Source organism: Mucilaginibacter dorajii (assembly GCF_024808255.1).
GTDB lineage: Bacteria > Bacteroidota > Bacteroidia > Sphingobacteriales > Sphingobacteriaceae > Mucilaginibacter > Mucilaginibacter dorajii.
Genome location: NZ_JANTYS010000019.1, coordinates 52010 through 77546 on the forward strand (window position 1 = coordinate 52010; position 25537 = coordinate 77546).

Sequence of the window (25537 nt, forward strand, 5' to 3'; positions counted from 1 at the left end):
ATAAATCAAATGGTACAGTCTCTTTTGTTATAATCTGATAATCGAAGATTAGACAATTTAATGAATTGAGATTTACAATGAAGGTTACGAAGCTGAAAATGGCTAAAACAGCTCTTTTAAGCTGCTTTTTTCCTTAAGTTTTGTGCGATTGCAATCAATCCCCATTCAATCTCCACTTTTTCCTGACCTCGAAGCATAAACCTTTTGAACCCATGGTTTTGTTTAATATTTCCGAAAGTCGGCTCTACATCGAAACAGCGTTTCTTTCGCCTCTTTATACCTTCTTCACTGGTTAACAGTGTATGTGCCTTTTGATTTAGCCGGTTTAGGTTTTCATTGATTTCAATTATCCTGTTCCCTTTGGATTTATGACAGGCACCGTTCAACGGACAGTTAACGCAGTTTTTTGCCTGATATCTTTTTAAAGTCTGTTCAAAACCGGTACTTGTTTCCCGGGTGCATGTCCCAATGTAACCCATCGGCTGTCCCATCGGGCAAGTATAACAATCCTTCTCCTGGTTATAGAAAAGCTTATTTGAGGCAAAAGGATGTTTGTTGTTGTGGGTTTCATTTTGCTCTTTGTCAAACATCCCATACTTTACAAAAGCGGTGACTTCCCTTTGTTCAAGCAGCATGTAGTTTTCTTCGGAACCATACCCGGCATCAGCAATAAGTACTTGCGGCGCTTTGCCAAAGCTGGTCTCGTGCTGAGTTAAATGAACACTTAATGTATTGGTATCTGTTGGATTAGAATGAATGGTATAATTGACGATGAACTGGTTAGAGGTAGATATCTGCACATTGTAACCGGGTTTTAACTGGCCGTTTTTCATGTGATCTTCTTTCATTCGCATGAAAGTAGCATCCTGATCTGTTTTGCTGTAACTGTTCCTCTCTTTCAGGATAGCCTCCTGCTGTTCATATTTAATGATGTTGGCCGGGTAGTGTTTAGTTGCATACTTTAGCTTTGCCTTTGTTTTTTTGCCAACATCCTGTTTGCCGGCAAGCTTTTCATTTAATAGCTCTACGGTGGCGTTTACTTTGCTGCTGTCAATGGTAGTAAAGTCAGGCGGCTCCGGCATCTTATCTTCTTCGGTGGCAACCTGCTGGGCATATTGCCAAATCTCCTCAAGTTGCTTTGCCATTTTTCCCTTATTGGTTGTTATTGCTTTTTTCCATACAAAGGTATACTTGTTCGCATTGGCCTCGATCTTTGTTCCATCGGTGTTAACTTCCTCGATACTAAGTAAGCCCTCCCCGGCCAAAAGCTTGACAACATCTTCAAATACGCTGCGAAGCGCGTTTTTTAGACGTACGCCTCTAAAACGGTTAATCGTATTATGGTCAGGGTAACTCATCGAACTCAGCCACATCAGGTAAACGCTTTCTTTACAGGCGGCAGCAAGCTTACGACTGGAATAGGTATTGGTAACATAACCATAAACAAGCACTTTAAGCAGCATCTGAGGGTGGTAACTCGAACTACCCCGGATGTTATACGCTTTTAGTAAAGGTTCGATATTGAGCTTGTTAATCACCTCATTTACAACACGGACCGGATGGTTAGCCGGGATTAATTCTTCCAAAGAAGGTGGAAGTGCCATGATCTGCTGCTGGTTATAAGCCTTGAAAACAGGTAGTTTTATTGCCATTGTTTCATCTGTTTATATATTAAATATATGAAAATCAGATGATTAAAACAAGGCATAGATAGTCTATTCTTTGCCCTTTGTCAAATAAAAACGAGGCTGTACCATGATTTATGATACAGCCTCGTTTTTTATTTACTGCAAGTCTATCCGTTGATGTTGATAAGGAATCTGTACATGTTTAAAACCTTTCTCTTTTAACTTGCCGCTAAAATGCTGCTGTACTTCATACTCCCCGTGTACTAAAAATATCTCCTTTACTTTTGCCGGATCCTGGCAGGATAAAAAATGCAACAGATCGTCATAATCACCGTGTGCACTCATTGACTTTAGCGACCGTACTTCGGCGTTAACTTTATACGTTTCGGCAAAAATATGTACCTCATGATCGCCTCGTAACAAGTGGCCGCCCAGGGAATTTGGCTCGCAATAACCTACCATCAAAATGGTGTTTTTATTGCTGTTGATGTTATTTTTAATGTGATGCTTTACCCGCCCGGCCTCGGCCATGCCCGATGAGGAAATAATAACGCAAGGTCGCGGATCATTATTCAGGGCGATGGACTCTTCTGTTGACTGAATGAAACGCAACCCCTTAAAGCCAAACGGGTTGACATCAGTTTTTAACACTGCCTGCACCTCCTTGTTATAAACCTCGGGGTGGTTCATCAATACTTCTGTGGCTTTTTGCGATAGGGGGCTATCTACGTAATAATGAAGATCGGGCAAAATACCTCTTAACTCAAGTGCGTTCAAGGCGTATAATAATTCCTGGGTACGGCCAACGCTAAATGCCGGAATAATTACCTTACCTCCTTTAACCTCGCAGGTTTGTTTAATGATCTCTAATAAGGCATCTTCAATCGGCCCCGATTCTTTGTGCAGCGAATCGCCGTAGGTTGATTCCAGCAAAATGTAATCGGCCTGGTCAAATGGTTGGGGATCTTTCAACAACATATCGTCATAACGGCCTACATCGCCACTAAAAGTGATTCGTGTAAGCTTGCCATCTTCCATGATGGATAAATGCACAGCCGCGCTGCCCAGGATATGCCCGGCATCGGTAAACTTAAATTTTACGCCCGGCATAATTTCGTGCTCCTCGCCATATTCCACAATTTTAAACTGGCGCAGGGCATTGGTTGCTTCTTCATCGGTATACAAGGCCTCTAACAGGGGCAGCCCTTTACGTTCGCGGTGCTTATTGCTGTATGCCACATCCTGCATCTGGATGTGGGCCGAATCTAACAGCAGGATGCGGGCAAGGTCCATCGTGGCCGATGTACAAAATATAGGCCCGGTAAACCCTTCGGCAACAAACCGCGGAATTAAGCCACAATGGTCGATATGCGCGTGCGACAGAATCATATAGTCGACCTTTTTGGGGTTAAAGCCAAAATGCTCGTTGAGTTCTTCAGATTGATCGCCCATGCCCTGGAACATGCCGCAATCCAATAGTATACCAGTATCGTTTTTTAAACGAATAAGGTGCTTGCTGCCGGTAACGTTACGTGCAGCGCCATGAAAAGTTATATTCATTTATAATTGGGATGAAAAAGATGCAACGAAAATGCACATTAAATGTTTAATAAAAACAAAACTAAGTTTTTAGTTGTTAATTTCGTTTATAGTATCTAACTTAGATTAACCAATTGGACACGCCGGCGTAATTTTAAATAAGTATCGGCCATTTTTTATTATTAAAGCACATGGAAATTAAAGAGTTAACCCGGGCCGAAGAACAGTTAATGCAGGTATTATGGCAGCTGGAAAAAGCGTACGTAAAAGATGTTATAGATCTGTTACCCGAGCCTAAGCCAGCGTACAATACGGTATCTACCATTATCAGGATCCTGGAAACCAAGGGCTTTGTTGGCCACACAGCATTTGGTAAAAGCCACCAGTATCATCCCATAGTAAGTAAAGACCAATACCAGGATTTTGCTTCGGATAAATTACTGAGCGGCTATTTTGATAACTCGGTTAACCGCATGCTTTCCTTTTTTGTAAAGAAAGAAAAGATCGACCTTAAGGAGGCTGATGAGATCATGAAACTGATTGAAAAACTTAAAGACAAGTAGTTATGATTTGGTGGCAGTATTTGTTACTGGTAAATATTTACCTGGTTTTGTTTTATGCTTTTTACGTTTTGCTGTTACAGCGCGAAACCTTTTTTCAGCTTAACAGAATTTACCTGGTAACGGCGGCGCTGCTCTCGTTCTTTATCCCGGTGATACAGGCAAATTGGGTACAAAACCTGTTTATTACCAAACAGGTAAAGTATACTATTTACAGCATCCCGGTAATGGAGTACCAGTTTAAACCCATAGCAGAAAGCTCATTTAAATTAGGCGAATTATTCGCGCTGCTTTATTTAGGCGGCATCCTGGTGTTATCAGCAAAACTTACCTGGCAGCTGTTTAAGCTTAAAAAGGTGTTGAGCATGCCTAAAACAGTTGCGCCCTATTCCTTCTTTAAAACTGTTAAGCTTGATGAAAGCAACCCCGATAATGCCATTATAGAAGCCCATGAGCAGGTGCATGCGCAACAATGGCACTCGGCCGATGTATTGCTTATTGAAATGGTGATGATCATTAACTGGTTTAACCCGGTGGTTTACTTTTATCGCTTTGCCATTAAACACATTCACGAGTTTATTGCCGATAGGCAGGCCGTACAGGCGGGTACCAACAAGGCAGATTATGCACTGCTGTTACTCAAACAAACCTTTAACGCGCCTACCCATCAGCTGGTAAACCCGTTTTTTAATCACAGCTTGTTAAAAAAACGTATTATCATGTTGCAAAAAAACAAATCGCAGCGCATCAGGCTTATTAAGTATGGCTTATCTGCGCCATTGTTCATTTTAATGCTGATCCTGTCGTCGGCTACCATCAACAACAGCCAAACCGTTACGGCTATCAATACCAAAGCGCAAGAGATTTTTATTACCCCGGCAGCCCAGGCCGACCTATCAACCGTACTTGGCAAAAACGAGCCAATAGAAGGAGCCGAAATTAAAAGCCTTCCCGATACCACAGATGCGATATTTTCGTCAGTAGAAACATTGCCCGAATTTCCGGGAGGCGTTGAAGCTTTCGGTAAATTTTTAGCATCAAACATCCGGTACCCAGCAACAGCCAGGGAACACCATATTCAGGGACGCGTAATTTGCACCTTTGTTGTTGAAAAAAATGGCAGCCTATCAAACATTAGGGTGCTGCGCAGCATCAGTCCGGATATTGATGAGGAATCGCTTAGGGTTTTAAAATTATCGCCAACCTGGAAAGCCGGGGTACAAAATCACCATAAAGTACGCACACAATTTACTGTACCTATCAGTTTCACTTTAGATAAGGACGATAAGCTGACCAACACAAACCAACAAGGTGATCCGCCCCCGGTAGTTAGAGAGGTAATTCCAAACCCCAATGGCACCTATGCTTCTGTTGAGCAGCTGCCCGAATTTCCAGGAGGAGTAGAAGCATTTGGAAAGTTTCTGGGTTCTCATGTCCGCTACCCCAAAGATGCCCGCGAAAAAGGTATTCAAGGCCGTGTGATTGTTACGTTTGTGGTGGAGAAAGACGGGGCGCTATCGGGCTATAAAGTTGTAAGAAGTGTAAGCCCGGATATTGATGCCGAAGCGCTTAGGGTTCTGGCTATATCTCCTAAATGGTCGCCAGGTAAGGAAAAAGGCAAAACGGTGCGGGTACAATATTCAGTGCCTATCAGCTTCACTTTGGCCGACGACAAAAAACCAGTCAATAAAACCGGTGCTGCGCAAACACCACGACCAGATAATACACCATTATATACCGGCGTTGAAACCACGGGAGATACCCTTAAAGGCCATGTAGCCGGCAAAGTCGAATACAAAGGGTTGCTATCAACCGATAAAAACGGTAAAGTTGCCCAGCCCCTATATGTACTTAACGGAAAAGAAATTACCGAGGATAAAATGAAAACCGTTGATGTTAATACAATAGAAAGCATTAGTGTATTAAAAGACAAATCGGCTACCAGTCTTTATGGCGATAAGGCATTTAACGGGGTGGTGTTGATTACAACTAAGAAGTAATGTGCAGACGATTGAAGAACCGCTATTGCTATGAAGAGATAATCCACAGGAAACATGTTTAAGGACTTACTTTCCATTTAATCGTTGTAATTTAGACATCAAATTTAAGATATACTATGCCATATATTTATACTGGTTAAATAAGGAGTTGATGGCAAAATGGGCAAGATAAAAGTTAACAATAATGAAATCACCATTTTAACTGAAGGGGATAATGACTACATCTGTTTAACAGATATGTTAAAATCTAAAGATGGTGAATTTTTTATAACCGACTGGCTTAGAAACAAAAACACTTTAGACTATATTTCAGTTTGGGAGCGTTTAAATAATTCCGATTTTAATTATGGCGAATTCGCCATAATTACCAACGGAGCCGGGCGAAATTCATTTAAAGTAAGCGTTAAAGATTTAACCGAAAAATGCAACGCTATAGGTATCAAGTCTAAAACAGGGCGTTATGGGGGCACTTATGCACATAAAGACATTGCATTTCATTTTGGAATGTGGATTAGCCCTGAATTTCAATTATTATTAGTTACCGAATATCAAAGATTAAAGAAAGACGAAGCTGATAGAATAGCTTCAGGGTGGGACTATCGTCGCTTTTTAGCAAAAACGAACTATGTAATTCACACCGATGCCATCAAAGAACATATTATCCCTGATTTAACCGAAGATCAATCAAAATATATCTATTCAAATGAAGCTGACATGTTAAACGTTGCTTTATTCGGACTAACGGCGAAGCAATGGAAAGAAAAAAATCCAGATCATGCCAGCAAGGGATTAAACATGCGAGATTTGGCCGATGTACACCAATTAATCGTGTTGTCAAATCTTGAAAACAACAATGCTTATTTAATAGGTAAGGGAGTACCGCAAAGAGATAGATTATTGGATTTGAGAAAAAATGCTATTTCGCAACTTAAATCCTTACGCAAATCATCTTACACTACCGATAAAATAAAAAGTCCATTTAGATTAGAAAAAGGCACATCTTTCCCGAAAAAAATTGGCAACGGTGACAAAGAAAAAAATTGACATAAAAGCCATAAGAAAAAGGGGATAACGAAATCATCATCCCCTTTTTTATTTGCACATCTGAAACCTGCACATCTAAAAACCTACTTCGTATACCGGTTGATGATATCAACTATTACCTTGTTTGATTGTAACTGAGGCAGGTAATCAAATAAAATATAATGTTTTTCCGGGTCGCTGGTTAGGGCCATTTCCAGTTGGTTAAGGGCCTCATTAAATTCGCCTTTGGCAAATAGGTAGGCCACCATACGGTAATAAAGCTCTGCCGCTTCGGGGTTGTTCTTTATCGCCTGCGATATAATCTCGATAGCGCCAACCAACCTTTGCTGCTCATATAAAATAGAAGAGTAATCCAGCCAGGCATCAATATCAAGCGGGTTTAGCTCAACCACCTTTTCGTAAGCCTGCTCGGCTTCGGTCATATGGCCAAGTTTGTACTCGGCATCGGCAATGGCAAACCAGTAATCGGCATTCGCGATATCCAGGTCGAGTGCTTTTTTGTAGAAGTGCAGAGCCTCAAAATAACGTTCCTCAAAATCAAGCGTAACACCAATGCCAAACCAGGCATCGGCCAGCTTAGGGTCCATCTTAACCGATTTTTTGTAAAACGCACGGGCATCGTCCATTTGCTCCAGTTTTTCGTAGCATTCGCCAATAGCGCAATAGGTATCAGCATTAGGCTGCTCGTACTCAAACGTATGGCGATAAACCTCAATAGCCTCGGCATATTTCTCCAGGTTAACCAGGGCATTACCCTTATTAAAGTAGGCCGATGCAAAGCTATCCTTAATCAGAATGGCGTAATCATAAGCATCAATGGCCTTTTCAAATAAGCTAAGCTTGGTGTAGGCGTTGCCTAAGTTATACCATGCGGCATAACTGTATGGCTCATTATCAATGTATTGCTGATAAAACTGAACGCTTTCCTGCTGGTTGTCCATTACATCGTAGCAAAAAGCCAGTTCGTAAAGGGCATCCTGGTTTTCCATGTTTTGCTTAAGGCAAAGCTTAAGGTAGCTCACGGCGGTATCATAGTCGCCCATGTTTTGGTAAACGTAGGCAATGTGCAGCAGGATCTCGTCGGTTTCTTCGGCAAGTTCCAGCGCCTTTTCATAGTTTTCAAGGGCCTCGCTAAAGCGCTCCATACTCTCGTACAGGTTACCGCGAATAATGTAGATATCGGCATCCGATGCTTCCAGCATAGCGGCTTTTTCAAGCGCGGCAAAAGCCTCGGGCACTTTGTTACCTACTACCAGTAACTGGGCCTGTTTAATTAAAAATACCGCTGCAAATGGGTGCTGATTACGCGCATACTCTGCAACTTGCAGTGCCTTCGGCGGATCATTTTTCTCTATGTAATAGTCGATAATGTTCTCAAACGCCTGGGCATCAAAAAAGTACTGGTCGTGATTTCGGATCATTTCCTCGTACCGTTCTACCGAAAATTTGGGATCTTCAGTAAAACCAAATTCAAATTCTTCTTCCATTCAATTTTGTTTGCAGAACATCCGCTTTAGGTTAACAATGTAATTGCTTTGTAAAGACTTATTGAGTTTAAATTACAACAAGTAAGCAACCTTAATACAATTTAGTTTTCAACATTCACACATTGTTAACAACTGTTAATTACAAATGATTGATAATTAACAGCAATCATTAAAACCCCGCAATTTCAAATATTGCCTCAAAGATTTCTACCTTTGGCAAAAGTAACAATTATGAGCTTGGATATTTCGGCTATTCTAAAACGTTTACATATAAACGATGTAAATGACGCTTTTAGTACAGGCGGCACCTGGGGCAGCAGCACGGGCGCTACAGTAAAAGACATCATATCGCCGGTTGACGGCAAAAAAATAGCATCGGTAAGGTTTGCCATCGAAGCCGATTATAACCAGGTAGTTACCACGGCGGCTACAGCATTTAAAACCTGGCGACAAACACCCGCCCCCAAACGCGGTGAAATAGTAAGGCAAATTGGCGATGCATTGCGCACCTATAAGCAGGACCTGGGCACCCTGGTATCCTACGAAATGGGCAAAAGCCTGCAAGAGGGCCTGGGCGAAGTTCAGGAAATGATTGATATTGCCGATTTTGCCGTTGGCCTAAGCAGGCAGCTGTATGGCTTAACCATGCATAGCGAACGCCCTAATCACCGCATGTATGAGCAATACCATCCACTGGGTATTGTGGGAATCATTTCGGCATTTAACTTTCCCGTTGCGGTTTGGAGCTGGAATTCTTTATTAGCCATGGTTTGCGGCGATGTAAGCATCTGGAAACCCTCAGAAAAAACACCATTAACTGCGATAGCCTGCCTGCACATTGCGCAGGAGGTTTTGGCAAAAAACAATATTGAAGAAGGCGTATTAAGCCTGGTAATTGGCGACCGTAACATTGGCGAGCTAATGGCTAATGATACCCGCATCCCGCTGATATCGGCAACCGGTTCAACCCGCATGGGTAAAGCGGTAAGCGCCGCGGTTGGCGCGAGGTTGGGTAATAGCTTGTTAGAGCTTGGCGGTAACAATGCCATCATCATCAGCGAAAATGCCGATTTGGATATGTCCCTCATCGGCGCTGTATTTGGCGCAGTGGGCACTGCCGGGCAACGCTGTACCAGCACCCGCCGGTTAATCATCCATGAAAGTGTTTACGATACTTTTAAACAAAAACTGGTAAATGCTTACGCGCAGATCCGCATTGGTAACCCGCTGGACGAGCATAACCATATGGGCCCGCTGATTGACCAGGACGCGGTAGCGCTTTATTTAAATTCGATTGAGAAATGTAAAGCCGAGGGTGGCAAGTTCGCGGTTGAAGGCGGCAAGCTTGAGGGCGATGCCTATTCATCTGGCTGTTATGTGAAGCCATGTATCGCCGAAGTAGAAAATCATTTCCAGATAGTGCAGCATGAAACCTTCGCGCCTATCTTGTACCTCATTAAATATTCAACCATTGAAGAGGCTATCGACCTGCAAAATGGTGTACCACAAGGCTTATCATCGGCCATCATGACTAATAATTTACGTGAGGCAGAACAATTCCTATCCTACGCGGGTTCTGACTGTGGAATTGCCAACGTAAACATTGGTACATCGGGCGCGGAAATAGGCGGCGCGTTTGGCGGCGAAAAAGAAACCGGCGGCGGTCGCGAATCTGGCTCTGATGCATGGAAAGTTTATATGAGACGGCAAACCAATACTATTAACTATTCAAAAACGTTGCCTTTAGCCCAGGGGATCAAATTCGACCTCTAATTTTTTTATTACTAATAACTGTACATGTTCAATTTTCGTCCTTTAATATCTACCGTTCTTTTTGCTTCATTTAGTGTTAGCTTTTCTGTATTTGCGCAAACCAATCCGCAGCCCGATGCTGTGGCCAAACCCGATGCCGAGCCGCCAAGGCACTGGCAATTAATGGATTTGAAGGAAACCGGCTTTTTTGGTATCAGCGCTAAACAAGCCTATCTGTTTGTAAAAGGTAAACAAAGCAAAACCGTGGTAGTTGCCACCCTTGATAGCGGGGTTGATACCCTGCAAAAGGACTTGAAAAGCATTTTGTGGGTAAACACTAAAGAGATCCCCGGTAACGGCATTGACGACGATCATAACGGATATATTGACGATATCCATGGCTGGAACTTTTTAGGCGGTGCGGGTGGTAAAGCCGATTTTAACGAAACCACCGAAGAGGTACGCGAATACAATAAGTTAAAGGATAAATACGCCACGCTTACCGAGGCTACCGCACCTGATAAAAAAGCGTTTGCCTACTGGCAGCGGGTTAAAACCGTTTATGATACTACCATAAACAAAGCCCGCACCGAAACCGAGCAGCTACAGCCTATTATGAACGCGCTGATGGCTACCAGCGGCTACATTAAAAAAGCCCTTAAGCTTGATGCCGGCGGTACTTTTAAAGAGACGGACCTGGTAAAGATCACCACCACTAACGATACCTTAAGCCAGAGCAAGTATGTATGGGCAACTATATTTTCGCAGGAGGGAGGCAACAAAACCAACGCCGCCATTATTAAAGACCTGAGCGAATACCTGGAAAAACTGAATAACGACCTATCGCCCGACCTGGAATCCCGCAAGCGCATTGTTGGCGATAACGTAGATAGCATGGATCATAAACCATACGGCAACAACCTGTTAAAATATGCCGACGCATCGCACGGTACAGGCGTAGCCGGGCTGATAGGAGCCATCCGCGGCAATAACTATGGCATCAATGGTGTGGCCGATAATGTACGCATCATGGCGGTTAAAACCGTACCCAATGGCGATGAGTATGATAAGGATGTAGCCAATGCCATCCATTACGCGGTTGATAACGGAGCAAAGATCATCAACATGAGCTTCGGCAAAAAGATATCTCCTCATAAAGAATGGGTGGATGAAGCTTTTAAATACGCCGCGGCTAAAGATGTACTTTTAGTATTGGCAGCAGGTAATGACAATGCCGATATGGATAAAGACCCGGATTACCCGAATGATACTTTTCTTGATGGCTCATCAACCGATGCGGATAACCTAATCAACGTAGGTGCGTCGGGCGCCAAATTAGGCGATCACCTGGCCGGCGATTTTAGCAACTATGGCAAAAAAAATGTAGATGTTTTTGCACCAGGCGTAAAAGTAACTACCATTGACGCCGATGCTGAATTTAATACCGAAGATGGTACCAGCTTTTCATCGCCCATAACAGCGGGCATCGCGGCCCTTATCCTGGAATATTATCCAACCCTGAGCGCCAAACAGTTAAAAGAAGCCATTCTGCAATCGGCCACGCCTTTAACCGGCACCATGGTATATAAACCCGGCAGCAAAACCGAAAAGGTTGACTTTACCACCCTGAGTAAAACCGGCGGTATTGTAAATGCCTACAAGGCATTACAAATAGCATCAAAAATGACAGGAGAGCGGAAGTAGGCCTTTATTGGACTTTGGGATTGGCAGACTTTGAGACTGTTGGACTTTGGAACAAAGGATTTATAGATCAAGGATAAAAGATTAGATCAAATGGCTGCCTTTAATTGGCGGCCTTTTCTTTTAGTTTACTTTCGATCAACTCTAACTGGTACGTGTGTCGCTGCGTGTGGTATACCGCCACGCTAATCCATTCCAGGCGGGAAAGTTTCCCTATGCCATTAAACTCGGCGGCGGTGCAGGTATCGGTAAGATCTAATTGCGTTAAAACCTGCGCTACTTCATCAAACGCGGCAGTAAGCGCCTTGATCAACGTTTGCTTATCATATTGCTTCGCAGCCGGTATAAGGCCTGGTGCCGATGGGTATTTGGCGTTAAAATCAAGGAACAAGGTTTTGATGGCATTAACATGCTCGTCGGGTGCGCGGTTGGTTTTAGCTGCCGGTCCTTTCAATAGCGAAGGAGCGCCCTCAACCGACAATCTTACATGCTCGGCATTTTCACCCGCGCTCCATTTACCTTCAAAGGGTGCGCTGTTAAAATCATCATTGCTGATGGCCTCAATTGCCGCTATTAAATCTTTTGCTGTTGATTGAAGCTCGATAGCTAATGGTTGTGGTAGGTTACTTTGCTGATCTTTCATGGCTTATCCCTTATGTTATATCTCAAAGATAAGGTTAGAAAGGCTAAACAAGACGGGGCAAAAAACGACACTTTACGGGTTATTTGCGACAGTTAAACACGGCTTGATGCTAATAAACTAACCGATAAAGTAAAAGCATACCATTGCTTACAAGGCAGATGTTATAGCAGGGAATTAAAAAGAGATTAGCTGTTGATATGCTGCAACGCGAAATTAATAAAGTTGCTGGTTAAGCCATAATCCTCCGTTCCCTTACGGCGGATAAAAAAGAAATCCCGGGTGATCTTTAAGCCTTCTATAGGTACTTCAACCAGGTCGCCTTCGGCTAATTGCCTTACTATGGATGGGCGGGGCATAAAGCCGAGGCATTGATCGGCCAATAAAAAGTTTTTTAAAGCTTCAGTGCCGCCCAGGCGGATCTTTACCGATAGATCGGCCGGTTTGATATGCAGTGCAGAAAGCGATTTTAATACCGCGTTCAGCGTGCCTGAGCCGCGTTCCCTAACAGCCAACGGTGTTTTAACAAATTGCTTCAGCGTAAGCGAGCGGCCCGCTAAAGGGCTTTTAGCAGAGCATACTGGTATCACCTCATCGCTCATAAACGGCTTGTAGGATACCGTGGTTAATTTATTATCAACCTCAATAATACCGATGTCTACCTCGTGGTTAAGCAGGGCGTTCAGGATATATTCGGAGTTACGGTTTACCAGTTGCACATCTACATTGGCGTATTCACGCTGGAAGCCGGATAATATAGAAGGTAAAATGTACAGGGCAATGGTGGTACTGGCTCCCAAACGCAAATGCCCCGCGGCCTGTGAAAGATTACTCAGCACCGATAGGTCATATTCTATCTTTCGTTCTATTTCGGTAGCCTGCTGCAGGTATTCATTGAGCTTTTTGCCCGCTTCGGTGAGCAGGATGCTATTGCCTTTCCGTTCAAACAGGGGTACTTTATATTGATCCTCTAACGCCTTAATGTGTTTGCTGATGGCTGGCTGTGTTACAAACAGCACCTGTGCCGCCTTCGAAAAACTCAAATTGGCAGCAACTTCCATAAAAACACGGTGAGCGAAAGAGATCATGCCGCTAAGTTAGCTTTTTACCTTCTCAAAAAACCTGCCTGTAAATTTGTAGGTAATAAATTTGCGGGTCATTTTGCCTTTATAATCCACCAATGGTGTAAGGATGGTTTGGTTTTTAACATCAACTGTTATGGTTGGGAAGATATCCCAATCGGCAACCGAGTTTAAATCGTATTCGTAATACAAGCGGCTTAGTACCGCTGTGGGCGTTTTTACCATAGGCACACGCCCATTTAGTACTCCTTTTTCAATAGCATAGGCCCTGATGCCCTGCCCGGCTTTGGTGGCCGACATTACAGAGTTGTACACCGCCAGGTACATGGTTTTATTATTGGCCGTAAACGTATAAATTTTAGGGAACCAGTAAGCTTCCTTACCCGGAGGGTCCATTTTTAACAGCGACTGCGTTTGTGCGCCAACTTTGTATTGCAGTATATTATCAAAATCGTAACCGCCATTACCCAGCCGGGTATCCCAGGAGTAGGTACGGAACATGCCATCTGCCGATGTGGCTACTACCATACGCTCCTTTACCAGCGATGTAAATTTCTGACTGATAGTAAAGGGATATTTGGAGGTATAATATTTAAGCTTGAAAGCAAAGATGCTATTCATCTTTTTTAAGGAATCAATGGCTTTAAATTCCTTTTTGTGCGTGCCGTAATAATTAACCCGTTTAAAGATCCGCAGCAAATCGTCTTCAATAGCCTGCGGACTGCTTATGGTTTGCGCGAATGAATGGGCAGTAATAAAACAGCTGCAAAAAATAAATATCAGCTTAAATGATCTCATCGCAAACAAGTTAGTAAAAAGCTTCAACATGCTAAGATAATAGTTATAATTTATAACCAACTAAGCTGTTATTTGCTTTTAAGCTTTATAAAATATTCCCCGTTGAACTTATACGTGATGTAATTATCTGTCAAGTTTCCATTTTCTAAAGCAACAGGGATCGTTAAGGTCTGTGTTTTTTCGTGGTAGGTTAATTCGTTCTCCCAATTTTGATCCCGCATGGAATTATCATTATATAAGTAGTCTATTTTACTATGTAACCCCGTTTGCGTTTTAATAAGCTTAGCCGGCATCAGGTCATCTTTATCGATCAAAAAGATCTGAATTCCCTGGCAGCGGTCATGATAAGATAAAATCTCATCGTAAACAGCCAGGTAGTATATTTTATCTTTGCTTTTTAATGAATAAATTTTAGAATAAGAACAGCTATATTTATTAGGACTGGCTGGAGAGACTGATTTTATGCCGTGCGCGGTCTTATATTGTGCAACACAGCTGTAGGCATGTTGGGTGCCGCCTGTTAATGTATCCCACCAATAAATTATAAGCACGCCATCAGCGGAGGTCGTTATTCCAAGCGGCTCATCATCAAATGATTTAAAGAAATTACTAACGGTAAACGGATACTTCGCGGCAGCCTGCAATAGCTTCCCTTCAAATATGCTATTTGCCAGATATAAAGAATCTAAGGCGCTCACGGTTGTATCCTCTCGCATTTTATCCCAGCACCCAATCTTTTTAAACGCTCTTAATAAGTCGGGATCAGTTGCTTTTGAGCCTTGCCCAAATACGTTTATTGATGTTAAAATAAAGAGGATTAACACAAACAGAACTGAAGATTTCATCGCAAATATTTACAAATAAAAATAGGGATAATCAGCAAATCTCCCTATTCAATATCCTAATTAAAAACTGCAATAAATGGATACCCTACCTCAAAGTCGCGTAATTGTAAAACTGGGTATTTCCGTTACCCTGTATCTCAATAGTCTTTGTTTCGGTAACGCCCTGGGCATTTTTCAAAGCAATATTTACTTTATTAAGCCCCTTTTGCAATGGCACTCGGGCATAAGAGATAGAAGCCGGCAGTGATTGCCAGTTACGCGTATCGGCTTTTTCGGATAGCAGGCTGTAAAGCTGTATGCCATAGCCCAATCCTTCCAAAACGCCGTTTGTTTTACCATCGCTGGTGGCTGCGGCGCGCACGCTGTATTCGGCAATTTTTTTAACGGCAAGCCTCGATAACACTTTTCCCATTTCTTTTAAGGTACGTTGCTGAAGCGTTTTAAAAGCTAACTCATTAATATCTTCGGCTTTTTCTAACGGTATTTGTTGATTATTAACGGCGATACTGCCATTTGAGTAATAGGGAATTTGGGCTACGTATTTGGGAAATGCCACCCGCATGCTTTCAACCGACTTTAATTTCACGCTGTTCCTATCCCCGCTGTAATCAAATGGAATTTCTAAACCGGCTCCGTTAACAAAAAACAGACCACCATCGCTATGCCTCACCAGGCTAAAAAATACATCTACCTGGGTTTTAACAGGCGCAAGGCCGTTTTCCCAAAACAGGATCAGTTCGCCGCCTTCGGCAGGCTTATCCGGTGTGAATTGAATATTAAATGTTTTTTCAAACTGATCGGCCTCGGTTGTAAAACCGTTTAACATCGCCGTCCTGATCACATCCTCTTTTAAACCCTGGGGCATTGGGGTCCCGTAGTAAGTTTGGTCGGGGCTTTTTAAATAGATCTCGGCCGCGTTGCGGTAGGAGATAAAGGCGTTATTTACATCGTTATTCTTTTCGTAAAGCATCCCCTGGAACATCAGCGCAAAGGCATCATTGGAATAACGGTTGTCCTTGTTATTAAACTTATCGCCCTGATCCTGCGCCTGTAAGGTAATGCGGCGGGCCTCAACAATGGCATCTTCGGTATTGTTCAAAAACAGGTAATTGAGCGCTTTGTAATAGTGGATCATGAATTTTTCAAAATCCTCGCCTTTGTAAGTTTGCGACATCGAATTAACCAACAGGCCAACAGCCGCATCAGCCGCGCCGTTTAAGCCACTATCCAGCAATTGGTCGGCATTGTTGAAGTACTTGTTGCTTAATTCATACTCGCCCCTAAGGTGCGCTACCCGGCCCCGCTCCATCAGGTACAGGAGTTTGTTGCGCGGCTTTTGGATGAGGCCATTATTGTCCAGATCTTTTTCGGCCTGGGGATAGTTACCGGCATAAACATTTTTGTAATAAGAGGTGAGGCTTTGGTTGTAGGTGGTACAACCAAATAAAAAAAGCATCATCCCGATAACAGGTGATGCACCGAAAAAATACCTACGTATGTTTGTCATTATAAGGTGTAAGTGACCCCGAACGTGGCGTATCACATCCAGGGCTTACTTGCTTTAATTTTTTACGTATTTGGCTATTTTTTTCTCGCCAATCCAAACTACTTCGTTGGTTTGAATATTGGTAAGCTCGAGGTTTACCTGGTAGTAAACAACCTTCTGACGTTTGTGCGAATCGACTATGGAGTTGATTGATCCTTGCAATATATAATCGGCACCATTCTCTAACCCAAATTGTTTCATGGTTGATACGGTGGCGTTGGTTTGCTGGTCGGCTTTTTCGGCACGCAATTCTTCACGTTTTTTGCCCCCCTGCACCAAACGCACTTTTTGGGTTTGGATAAATGAACTTTCAATATCCTTTAAAAACGTTTCTGCATCAATATGCTCGTGGCTTTTGTTTTGAACAAAGCCTACAATAACTACTGGCTTTTTGCCCTGGTGTTCGGTTTGATGGGTATCTATCCAGCTTGCACCTAATATTTTGCCGGTAAGTTCATCGGCGGCCATTCTTGAATCGCTGTTATTCCAGTTACCGCTTACATCTATAGTTTGATCGGTGCTAACGCGGGTTACCTGCCTTGAGCATGATGCCACGAAAAGGGTTGAAACTGCAACCGCAGCAATGGTTAAAATCCTATTGAATTTCATTGATAGTATGTTATTAAATTATGATAGTTAGATTGTATGTTGTGCTATTTATTACCAGCCGAAGCCAACTCCTATACTTGACCGGCCACCCCAGCCGCCGCGGCCCCAGCGATTGCCAAAACCAAAGTTAATTGAAGGCGAATAATAGTTATCGTAAAGCCCCCATGATGGTGTATAATCAAAATAACCATTCATACGTTCCTGGTGTCTCCACTCGCGGTTTTGCTGCCTGCGCTCAAGTTTGGCCTCGTACCAATCGTAAGCTTTATAAGTATCCTGTATGGTTGTTCCATGCAGGCTGTTCAGGCTATCGGCCCCACTACTATATTTAATTTGGCTTTCCCTATAGCGTGGATTTTGATCGGCAAGTAAAGTGATTTGCTGGGCGTTAACTATACCGCTGTACAAGCCACATAAAACGGTAACCGCTGCTATAATTATCTTAGTTTTCATTGTGAAATAAAATAATGTAATTGAAATACAAATGACGTTATTAAACGTAATAAGTTAACGCTGGTATACAGTTAAATTATGTTAATAAACATCTTTTTACTTAAGTATGAAGGATAAAGTTATACCTGCACAAAAAAAGCCCGAAAATAGTAGCGTTTACACTGCTATTTTCAGGCTTTCGAATTTTTATTAAATATGCCCGAGCGAGCCCGGTTAATTAAACTGTTGCCTCAACCGGCTGGCCGATCAGGTGTTTAGCAGCAAGGTACTCTGCAATTTGCACCGCATTGGTAGCGGCACCTTTACGCAGGTTATCTGATACTATCCAGCAATTTAAAGTATTATCCTGGCTTTCGTCACGGCGTAAACGACCTACAAAAACGTCGTCTTTATCATGCGCGTCCAACGGCATTGGGTATTTAAGGTTGGCGGGATCGTCAACCACTACTATACCTGGTGAATTGGCCAAAAGCTCACGTACTTCGCTCAAATCAAAATCGTGTAAAAACTCAATGTTTACAGATTCTGAGTGACCGCCCATAACCGGGATGCGTACGGTGGTAGCAGTAACTTTAATGCTATCATCGCCCATGATCTTTTTGGTTTCCAGGATCATTTTCATTTCCTCTTTGGTATAACCATTATCGGTGAAAACGTCAATCTGCGGAATCACGTTCAAATCGATAGTATAGGGGTAAACCTTCGGGCCATCAATACCTTTACGCTCGTTAAACAGCTGGTCAACAGCTTTAACGCCGGTACCTGTTACCGATTGGTAGGTAGATACTACTACGCGTTTAATTTTATATTTGTCGTGCAGTGGTTTTAAAGCCACTACCATTTGTATGGTTGAGCAATTTGGGTTGGCAATGATCTTGTCATCGGCGGTTAATACATCGGCATTTACTTCGGGTACAACCAGTTTCTTGGTTGGATCCATACGCCAGGCCGATGAGTTATCAATAACAGTTGTGCCTGCTGCTGCGAAAAGCGGAGCCTGCTCCAATGAAGTGCTTCCGCCGGCGCTGAAAATGGCAACGTCCGGCTTCATCTTAATCGCATCCTCAACAGAAACTACCTTAAACTGCTTACCCTTAAAAGTAATTTCTTTACCAATACTTTTTTCTGAAGCTACGGGGATTAATTCTGTAACGGGGAAGTTGCGTTCTGCCAGAACCTGCAACATTTTGGTGCCTACTAAGCCAGTAGCACCTACTACTGCGACTTTCATTGTTGTGTTAATTTGTTAAATAATAAACTTTAAACCCCAAATATGCACATTTTTTTGATAATCTACTGAGTTAGTAGTTGATAAACCAGGGCAAACGCATCTAATTGGGTTAACATAACTTAACACATTTCAGATATTTATTTTATAAATAGTTAATAATCAATAACTTACATTTTTACAGGGTTAACACTAAACAGATGTATCACGCACCTTAGGCGCATCCAAATATTTGTGCCTGTTGTTGGCCAATACAAGTCCATTTGATACCTGATCATTTAACCAGCACCAGGCGATAAAAACAAGGTATCGTTTGATGCTTATATATTCCCACGGCATAAGCTTATTTGTTAGCCATTATTAAATAACAGCTTATCCCCGTTAACTATTCAGATGCGTTTGCCCTGTTAATAAATGAGTTTGAGCATTGATTAAACAATATAAACTATATTTTCAGTATTTATTGAAAATACAAAATAAATCGTATATTTGATTTGTTAAACAGTAACAGCAAAACTCAAATACAATGAAAACGCTTAACAACCACGTGGTACTTTTTGATGCAGAATGCCCCATGTGCCGTGTATACACCAAGGCCTTTGTAAAAACCGGCATGCTTGATGACGGCGGCAGGGCAGCCTATCAAACCATGCACCAAAACGCCTGCCCGGTTTATGACAGGCAGCGTGCTGTTAATGAGATAGCCCTTATTGACCTTAAAAGCGGCGAGGTTACTTATGGCATTAAAAGTTTGTTTAAAATATTGGGTAACGCCTGGCCTGTATTTGCTCCCTTATTTGCATTTAATCCTTTTGTATGGCTGATGAGCAAGGTTTACGCTTTTATATCTTACAACCGCCGGGTTATTATACCGCCAACTACTGAGGATGCAGGCTTTGCCTATCAGCCAACTTTTAAACTACATTACCGCATTGCTTATTTATTGTTCACCTGGTTTTGTACCGGGTTTATATTAACCCGGTACGCGCACCTACTGGTGGGCATGGTGCCACTGGGTAACGCCTACCGCGAATACCTGATTTGTGGCGGGCAAGTTGTTTTCCAGGCCCTGGTGATCAGCACCTTCGCCAAAGAAAAAATGTGGACGTATTTGGGCAATATGATGACCATCTCTTTTGCAGGCAGCTTGCTGTTGCTTATCCCGCTGACTGTTAGCCATTGGTTTAAGTTTGGACCATTGCCTGCTACTATCTGCTTTATGGGCGTTGCCGGGCTCATGTTTTTAGAACACATCCGCCGTACCAAACTATTACAGTTGGGCTGGGTAATGACCATTACCTGGGTGTGTTACCGTATTGCATTATTATTCGTCATTTTAAATTAAAAGCCATGAAACCCTACAAAAAAATTGTGCTTGCCGGTGGTAACGGTTACCTGGGCTCGGTGCTTGCCAAATACTATAAAAACCTGGCCGATGAAGTGATCATCCTGGCCCGTAAGCAGGCACCTGCTGTTGATAATATCCGCACCGTAGTTTGGGACGGCAAAACAGAAAACGGCTGGACAGTGCAGTTAACCCATGCCGATATGCTCATTAACCTTTGCGGCAAAAACGTAAACTGCCGGTACACTAAAAAGAATAAGGCCGAAATCATCGCGTCAAGGGTGGTGCCTACCAAACTGTTGGGCGATGTGATCCATAAAATGACCGATCCACCAAAGCTATGGATCAACATTACTTCTGCCACTATTTACCGCCATGCCGAGGACCATCCACAGGACGAGCTAACCGGCGAAATTGGCTATGGCTTCAGCATAGATGTGTGTAACATTTGGGAAAGTACCTTTTACCAAAGCGAAACCCCGCAAACCCGCAAAATAGCCCTGCGCATGGGCATTGTACTTGGCCATAGCGATAGTGTTTTTCCCCGATTGCTTAACCTGGTAAAACTGGGCATGGGCGGCAAACAAGGCGATGGCAAGCAATACCTGGCCTGGGTACATGAACATGATGTAGCGCGCAGCACCCAATATCTGTTAGACCATCCAGAAATGGAAGGCAACTACAATTGCACCGCCCCTTTTGGCGAAAAAAACGCCGATTTTATGCGCCTCATCCGCAAAGCATATGGGATGCCCATTGGTTTACCGGCCCCACAATGGCTGCTTGAAATTGGCGCTAAAGTAATAGGTACCGAAACAGAACTGATTTTGAAAAGCCGCTGGGTAAAACCACAGCGCCTGTTAGATGCAGGTTTTACTTTTCAGTACGAAAAAGCGGAGTATGCTATTCATGATATTTTGAGTATAAAGGGGTAGGGATATTGCGAGATGAAAAAGGCCAAAAAACATCTCATCCTAAGCTGCCAAATTTCGCGAAATTCTGAAGGTGGAATGACAATAATAAAGCTATGTCATTGCGAGGCACGAAGCAATCTCATGCTCTACAGGGCAGATCTGCACAGTTCGTGGTTGCTTCGTGCCTCGCAATGACATGTGGTGGACTTGTCACTGGTAGCAACAAAGGCTGGCAGAGCGTTTTAACCATAATGCGAGCGCCAAAGTAATAACGATTTACCTATCGATTCAATAACAACTATTTCCCCGCCTTCTTCCCCACTTCCTTCACCATCTTTAAAGTAAGCAGCAGCAACATACCAACAGCGGCTATAATAGCAAGCCAGATCAGCGCCGTATAATCTTTAGCTGCTTTTGGTTTTTCGGCGCTGGCTACGATATTTTTAACGATAGCTTGATGATTAATTGCCGGAATATTAGCCTTTATGCTATCGGCAAAAAATTTCAGATCATATTCCGGTGCCTGGGCGGTTGAGTCGCCGGCCAAAAGATGATAGTTTTGTTTGCCATCCAGGTAACTGATAATGTATTCGTTAGATTGATAGACATTAATACCATTGATAACCAAAGGCTGATTATCGCCATTGCCGATCTGCAATTGTAACTCAGTCGTTTTTGCTGCAAAAAGGAGATCGTTGTTTTTTATAGAGTTTAGCTCTGCTTCTAAAATAGCTTCTTTGTAACCGTTTATCACCTGGTAAATGGTAACGTTCCGTTTAAAATATTTTGGCGCGGTGATGTTTAAGTGCAGCTTATTTACCTGGTAGTTATCATTTAGTTTAATGGTGATAAAAGTGGTCTTGTTACTATCGGCACGGGTAAACCTAAGCCCAGGGATAGGGGTATAAGCCAGGGTTGCGGCATACTCGGTATAAACACCAGCCTGCAGAAATTTGATAGGCGTTTTGTTTTTATCATCAACCAAAAGCTTTAAATAACGGTAGCTGCTGGCCGGGAACGATAGCGATTGCATATAGGTCCCCTCGCTGTTTTGCACCGCTTCCTGCAAAGGGATATTTTCCTGTATGGCAAACCATTGCTTAAGATCATCACTACCCATGAGGTTCACCTTGCGCTGCACAGCGGTATTTTGCAGCTTTATCCAAAGGCGATCAAGCGGTAGCCCGGTTTTGTTTTCAACTATGTAGGTAGTGCCGGTATCCGTTGCCAAACGGGCGTCTATCGTATTAAAAACAACGAAGCTTTTCTGGTCTTTTTGGGGCAGACTGCCTGCCTGTATATAAGGCACAAAATTTCCCATGGCATCGGCAATCCTGATATCGGCCATATCGCCCTTTGCTTTGGCTATGAAAGCCGGTTGCAGGTTAATACGGTAAAAACCGGTACTATCTACCTTTTGCAGATTAGCACCATATTTAAAAGTTTTTTGTGCCGATGCAGAAAGCATCAAGCCGCAAAATAACGCGGTTAGTGCAATCCTATCCTTCCTTAGACTCATCTGCCTTTTTGCTGGTTTCATCATCAACAATAATTTTTTTAACCTTCTGGTACATGAACGATATAATAAGCAGCAAAACACCCAGGCAAAAGAATGCCGCTATTTTACCCGCCTGTGGGATATCCACAATATCGAACAAAAATAGTTTTAACAACGTAAGCGAAAACAGGCTTAACGATACGATACGCATGGTGCGCATTTTATACCGCATACCCAGCCACATGAGCGCGAATGATAGCAATCCCCACAAAATAGGCAAGGTAGTTTTGATGTATACGGTTTCAATCCTGGCTATATCATGCATTTTACCGTAAAACAATAAGTTGCTCAGCAGGCAAAACTCCAGGCTTAAAAAGATAACAACACCGGCACTGATGATCCAGGTGAAAATGGTTTTCATGCCATCATCCAACGCAGCCTGGCAAAGGCGGATGATGCGGTAGAACAACAAGCAAACAAAAAAAGCGCTGATCCAATGCGCGGTGTAATGGCTTAGCGGTGGTTTCTTTAAGCTCAACATATCGGTAAGCAGGTTAAAAAAACCAGGCATCAATGCCAAATAAACCGTGATGCAAACCATCAGGATACCAATACGCACGTTATCATTAAACTTTAATGCCGGCGCTTTCATCGATACCAGGTAATAAGCATAAATAAAAGCCGGGGTATACAGCATCATGTACAAAATATTTAATGATGTATTAGGGTAGCGGTTTAAAAACTGGTGATTGATCTCCAGCAATCCGCTCGAAAACAAAAGCGCCAGGCCGATAGTGCTGAATACATATTTGTTAACCTTTATATAGGCAGCCACATCTTTATCCCTATCAATAAGCCCATAAAGCAGGAACGAGCTGATAGCCGCCACTACCGTTGTGATAAAGCCTTTATTAGCGATAATAGCCAGGGTATACAGGTGGCCGGGATAAATCTGCTCCCAATCCATCAGCAAACTCAGCAGCATGGCCACATATAAAATAAGCGACGTGAGCTTCATGAGCTTAATGTCCGACCGCAGATACAGCCAGTACAATAACACGGTTTCGGTAGCCCAGAAAAGTGTGATGCTGTTGCCGTGCAATTGGATGGGTGCGGCTAATGAAATAAAGGTAAGCGTAATACCAATGAGCAGGTACAATATATTGGTATCTACCTTACGGTTGCGGAACAGTACATATGATAAAACCAGGTTCACCACGGCCAGGCTCACGCAAAACAAGCCACGAAACTGCTCCTCGTGCATCATGGTAAGCAGGTACAATCCCGCTCCAAAATACAAGCCGGTATTGAGTAGCAGGATGCTGAAATCAGAGCCGATGAATTTTTTGTTTTCCTTTACATTATTGGCCACGTTAATGGCAAAGTACAGTACGTAAAATATACTGGCATATATAAAACCATAATGGTAAGTAGCCGGAGTAAGCGTATACACCACGCCACCGAACACCAGTACGGTAAATGCAAAGGATACAATATTAAGCACCCGCCAGGCCTTGTAATAGGCAATAACCAGCAGGCCGGTATTCAATATCAGCAGGTAAATAAACAGCGCATCATAATCGGCTTTGCCGGTACTTACCATAAACGGACTGGCAAAACCGCCCACCAAAGCAATAACCGCCAGTTCCTGCTTATCATATAACAAGGCGAGCAGCACCGCGAAAATGGTGATCACTATCAAAATAACAAAGGCCGCCACCTGGCTATCGGGTAAATGAAACTGGTGATGCCCCAGCGTAATAATAAAATAAAACACCGCCAAACCACCGCCAGCCAGTACCGAACTAAATGCCTTATAGCTGTTACGTAAACGATGGGCTATCCCAATTAAAATGGCACCGCAAGCCACGCCAATACCAATACGCCCCAGCGGGCCAACCCAGTTATTATCAATAGCAAACTTTACAAAGTAGCCAATGGCCAATACCAATATGGCGATACCAATTTTATTGATCAGGTTTTCGCCAATGAATTTCTCCAGGTCGGGGTGGCTTTCAAAGAAGGATGGTTTTGGTTCGGCCGGAGCTGGTGGAATGTGAGCCGTGGTTTTTATAGGGCGATGTATGGTTGATAAACTGTCGCTAATTGGCTCCGGCTGCCGTTCGACCATAATTGGCTCAACAGGTTCGGCCTTTATATCTATATCTATAATAACAGGAATTGGCGGCGCTATAACCGGTTCTACCGGTGGCTTAACAACCGGAATTTCTTTGATTGCCGGCGCGGGTTCAGCGAAAGGTTTATCAGGATCATCGGCAGGTTTGGATAACCTTAGGTGTTCTATCATCCGCTTTAATTGCAATATTTGGGTCTGCAATTCTTCAACTTGGCTGTTGAGCTGGCGGGTTAAACTGCCCTTGCCGTTAATCACTAATATGATGATGAGCAGGCACAGGAATACGGTTAAAATATCCATAGTAGTAGGTTTGGCAAAAACTAAAGATAGCGGATTTATAAAACAAACAGCATACTAGCGCAATATTGATCAGGGAAATAGCTTTTAAAAAGGAGACACCTACGGAGTCAAAAAGACAGATGATTGTAAACCTATAAACACGATACTCCTAACGGAGTTTTAAACTGCATTAAACAGACTCCAGCGGAGTCGCGTGTTTATAGTCCAAATTAGTTCTTAAAGCAAGGCTCCGTAGGTGCCTCCTTTTGTGTTTGAAATTTAAAAGCGATTTCCCTGCAATATTGATATGATACACCTGAGCCCAAAACTGTTGTGTTGCGCAACAAGCAAAACGCTTCAAAACATCAAGCTTCTAATAGCCAACAAATTACCAATTGTCATATTTTGCAAACCGCAACAGTTTATCTTTCCCCGTAGCAATGGGTTTTAAA

Annotated in this window: 21 protein-coding genes; 7 read left to right on the forward strand and 14 right to left on the reverse strand. The window is 43.0% G+C overall.

Annotated features, from left to right (window positions below; all coding sequences use genetic code 11):
* Nucleotides 1–116 precede the first annotated feature (116 nt).
* Nucleotides 117–1652 carry an IS1182 family transposase gene (locus FHS10_RS21850; protein ID WP_259094736.1) on the reverse strand — a complete coding sequence of 512 codons (1536 nt, stop codon included), beginning with the start codon at nt 1650–1652 and terminating at the stop codon, nt 117–119.
* 132 nt (nt 1653–1784) lie between these two features.
* Nucleotides 1785–3188 carry an MBL fold metallo-hydrolase RNA specificity domain-containing protein gene (locus tag FHS10_RS21855; RefSeq protein ID WP_259094738.1) on the reverse strand — a complete coding sequence of 468 codons (1404 nt, stop codon included), beginning with the start codon at nt 3186–3188 and terminating at the stop codon, nt 1785–1787.
* A gap of 170 nt (nt 3189–3358) precedes the next feature.
* Here FHS10_RS21855 and FHS10_RS21860 point away from each other — a divergent pair, with 170 nt between their 5' ends.
* The 3 genes from FHS10_RS21860 (at nt 3359) to FHS10_RS21870 (ending at nt 6771) form a co-directional block, all read left to right on the forward strand.
* Nucleotides 3359–3730 (forward strand): BlaI/MecI/CopY family transcriptional regulator, encoded by a 372-nt coding sequence (locus FHS10_RS21860; protein ID WP_259094740.1) that lies wholly within the window; start codon nt 3359–3361, stop codon nt 3728–3730.
* A gap of 2 nt (nt 3731–3732) precedes the next feature.
* Nucleotides 3733–5727: a M56 family metallopeptidase gene (locus FHS10_RS21865; RefSeq protein ID WP_259094749.1), complete on the forward strand. Its 1995-nt coding sequence runs from the start codon at nt 3733–3735 to the stop codon at nt 5725–5727.
* 159 nt (nt 5728–5886) lie between these two features.
* On the forward strand, nt 5887–6771 hold the full coding sequence (locus FHS10_RS21870; RefSeq protein ID WP_259094752.1) for a KilA-N domain-containing protein: 885 nt from the start codon (nt 5887–5889) through the stop codon (nt 6769–6771).
* Nucleotides 6772–6854: 83 nt separating this feature from the next.
* Here FHS10_RS21870 and FHS10_RS21875 read toward each other — a convergent pair whose 3' ends face one another.
* Nucleotides 6855–8258: a tetratricopeptide repeat protein gene (locus FHS10_RS21875; protein ID WP_259094755.1), complete on the reverse strand. Its 1404-nt coding sequence runs from the start codon at nt 8256–8258 to the stop codon at nt 6855–6857.
* Between the two features lie 231 nt (nt 8259–8489).
* Here FHS10_RS21875 and amaB point away from each other — a divergent pair, with 231 nt between their 5' ends.
* Together amaB and FHS10_RS21885 are read left to right on the forward strand one after the other, a co-directional pair.
* Entirely contained in the window at nt 8490–10031 is a 1542-nt protein-coding gene (gene amaB / locus FHS10_RS21880; RefSeq protein ID WP_259094758.1) for an L-piperidine-6-carboxylate dehydrogenase, read from the forward strand.
* 24 nt (nt 10032–10055) lie between these two features.
* The gene (locus FHS10_RS21885; protein WP_259094776.1) at nt 10056–11714 is read left to right on the forward strand and encodes a S8 family serine peptidase; all 1659 of its coding nucleotides are present in this window, start codon (nt 10056–10058) and stop codon (nt 11712–11714) included.
* Nucleotides 11715–11814: 100 nt separating this feature from the next.
* On the opposite strand, the gene FHS10_RS21890 is transcribed toward FHS10_RS21885, so the two are convergent.
* From FHS10_RS21890 to FHS10_RS21930, 9 genes are all read right to left on the reverse strand, one after another.
* Nucleotides 11815–12354, reverse strand: coding sequence for a DinB family protein (locus FHS10_RS21890; protein ID WP_259094778.1), 540 nt, complete (start codon nt 12352–12354; stop codon nt 11815–11817).
* A 185-nt stretch (nt 12355–12539) separates the two neighbouring features.
* Nucleotides 12540–13439, reverse strand: a complete 900-nt coding sequence (locus tag FHS10_RS21895; protein WP_259094789.1) for a LysR substrate-binding domain-containing protein — start codon at nt 13437–13439, stop codon at nt 12540–12542.
* Nucleotides 13440–13448: 9 nt separating this feature from the next.
* Entirely contained in the window at nt 13449–14231 is a 783-nt protein-coding gene (locus FHS10_RS21900; protein ID WP_259094791.1) for a hypothetical protein, read from the reverse strand.
* A 68-nt stretch (nt 14232–14299) separates the two neighbouring features.
* The gene (locus FHS10_RS21905) at nt 14300–15076 is read right to left on the reverse strand and encodes a hypothetical protein (protein ID WP_259094800.1); all 777 of its coding nucleotides are present in this window, start codon (nt 15074–15076) and stop codon (nt 14300–14302) included.
* 85 nt (nt 15077–15161) lie between these two features.
* The gene (locus FHS10_RS21910; RefSeq protein ID WP_259094802.1) at nt 15162–16583 is read right to left on the reverse strand and encodes a COG3014 family protein; all 1422 of its coding nucleotides are present in this window, start codon (nt 16581–16583) and stop codon (nt 15162–15164) included.
* A 54-nt stretch (nt 16584–16637) separates the two neighbouring features.
* Nucleotides 16638–17231, reverse strand: coding sequence for a penicillin-binding protein activator LpoB (locus FHS10_RS21915; protein WP_259094804.1), 594 nt, complete (start codon nt 17229–17231; stop codon nt 16638–16640).
* A gap of 51 nt (nt 17232–17282) precedes the next feature.
* Nucleotides 17283–17684 (reverse strand): hypothetical protein, encoded by a 402-nt coding sequence (locus FHS10_RS21920; protein WP_259094807.1) that lies wholly within the window; start codon nt 17682–17684, stop codon nt 17283–17285.
* A 217-nt stretch (nt 17685–17901) separates the two neighbouring features.
* Entirely contained in the window at nt 17902–18915 is a 1014-nt protein-coding gene (locus FHS10_RS21925) for an aspartate-semialdehyde dehydrogenase (protein ID WP_259094816.1), read from the reverse strand.
* A 189-nt stretch (nt 18916–19104) separates the two neighbouring features.
* Nucleotides 19105–19251: a hypothetical protein gene (locus tag FHS10_RS21930; RefSeq protein WP_259094818.1), complete on the reverse strand. Its 147-nt coding sequence runs from the start codon at nt 19249–19251 to the stop codon at nt 19105–19107.
* Between the two features lie 187 nt (nt 19252–19438).
* Here FHS10_RS21930 and FHS10_RS21935 point away from each other — a divergent pair, with 187 nt between their 5' ends.
* Together FHS10_RS21935 and FHS10_RS21940 are read left to right on the forward strand one after the other, a co-directional pair.
* Nucleotides 19439–20257, forward strand: a complete 819-nt coding sequence (locus FHS10_RS21935; protein ID WP_259094820.1) for a DCC1-like thiol-disulfide oxidoreductase family protein — start codon at nt 19439–19441, stop codon at nt 20255–20257.
* 5 nt (nt 20258–20262) lie between these two features.
* Nucleotides 20263–21192 (forward strand): TIGR01777 family oxidoreductase, encoded by a 930-nt coding sequence (locus tag FHS10_RS21940; protein WP_259094823.1) that lies wholly within the window; start codon nt 20263–20265, stop codon nt 21190–21192.
* Between the two features lie 277 nt (nt 21193–21469).
* Here the strand turns inward: FHS10_RS21940 and FHS10_RS21945 are convergent, their stop codons facing one another.
* Both FHS10_RS21945 and FHS10_RS21950 read right to left on the reverse strand, forming a co-directional pair.
* On the reverse strand, nt 21470–22690 hold the full coding sequence (locus tag FHS10_RS21945) for a DUF3999 family protein (RefSeq protein WP_259094825.1): 1221 nt from the start codon (nt 22688–22690) through the stop codon (nt 21470–21472).
* The gene (locus FHS10_RS21950) at nt 22671–25106 is read right to left on the reverse strand and encodes a DUF2339 domain-containing protein (protein ID WP_259094838.1); all 2436 of its coding nucleotides are present in this window, start codon (nt 25104–25106) and stop codon (nt 22671–22673) included. Before FHS10_RS21950 ends, FHS10_RS21945 begins: the two co-directional genes overlap by 20 nt.
* Between the last annotated feature and the right edge of the window lie 431 nt (nt 25107–25537).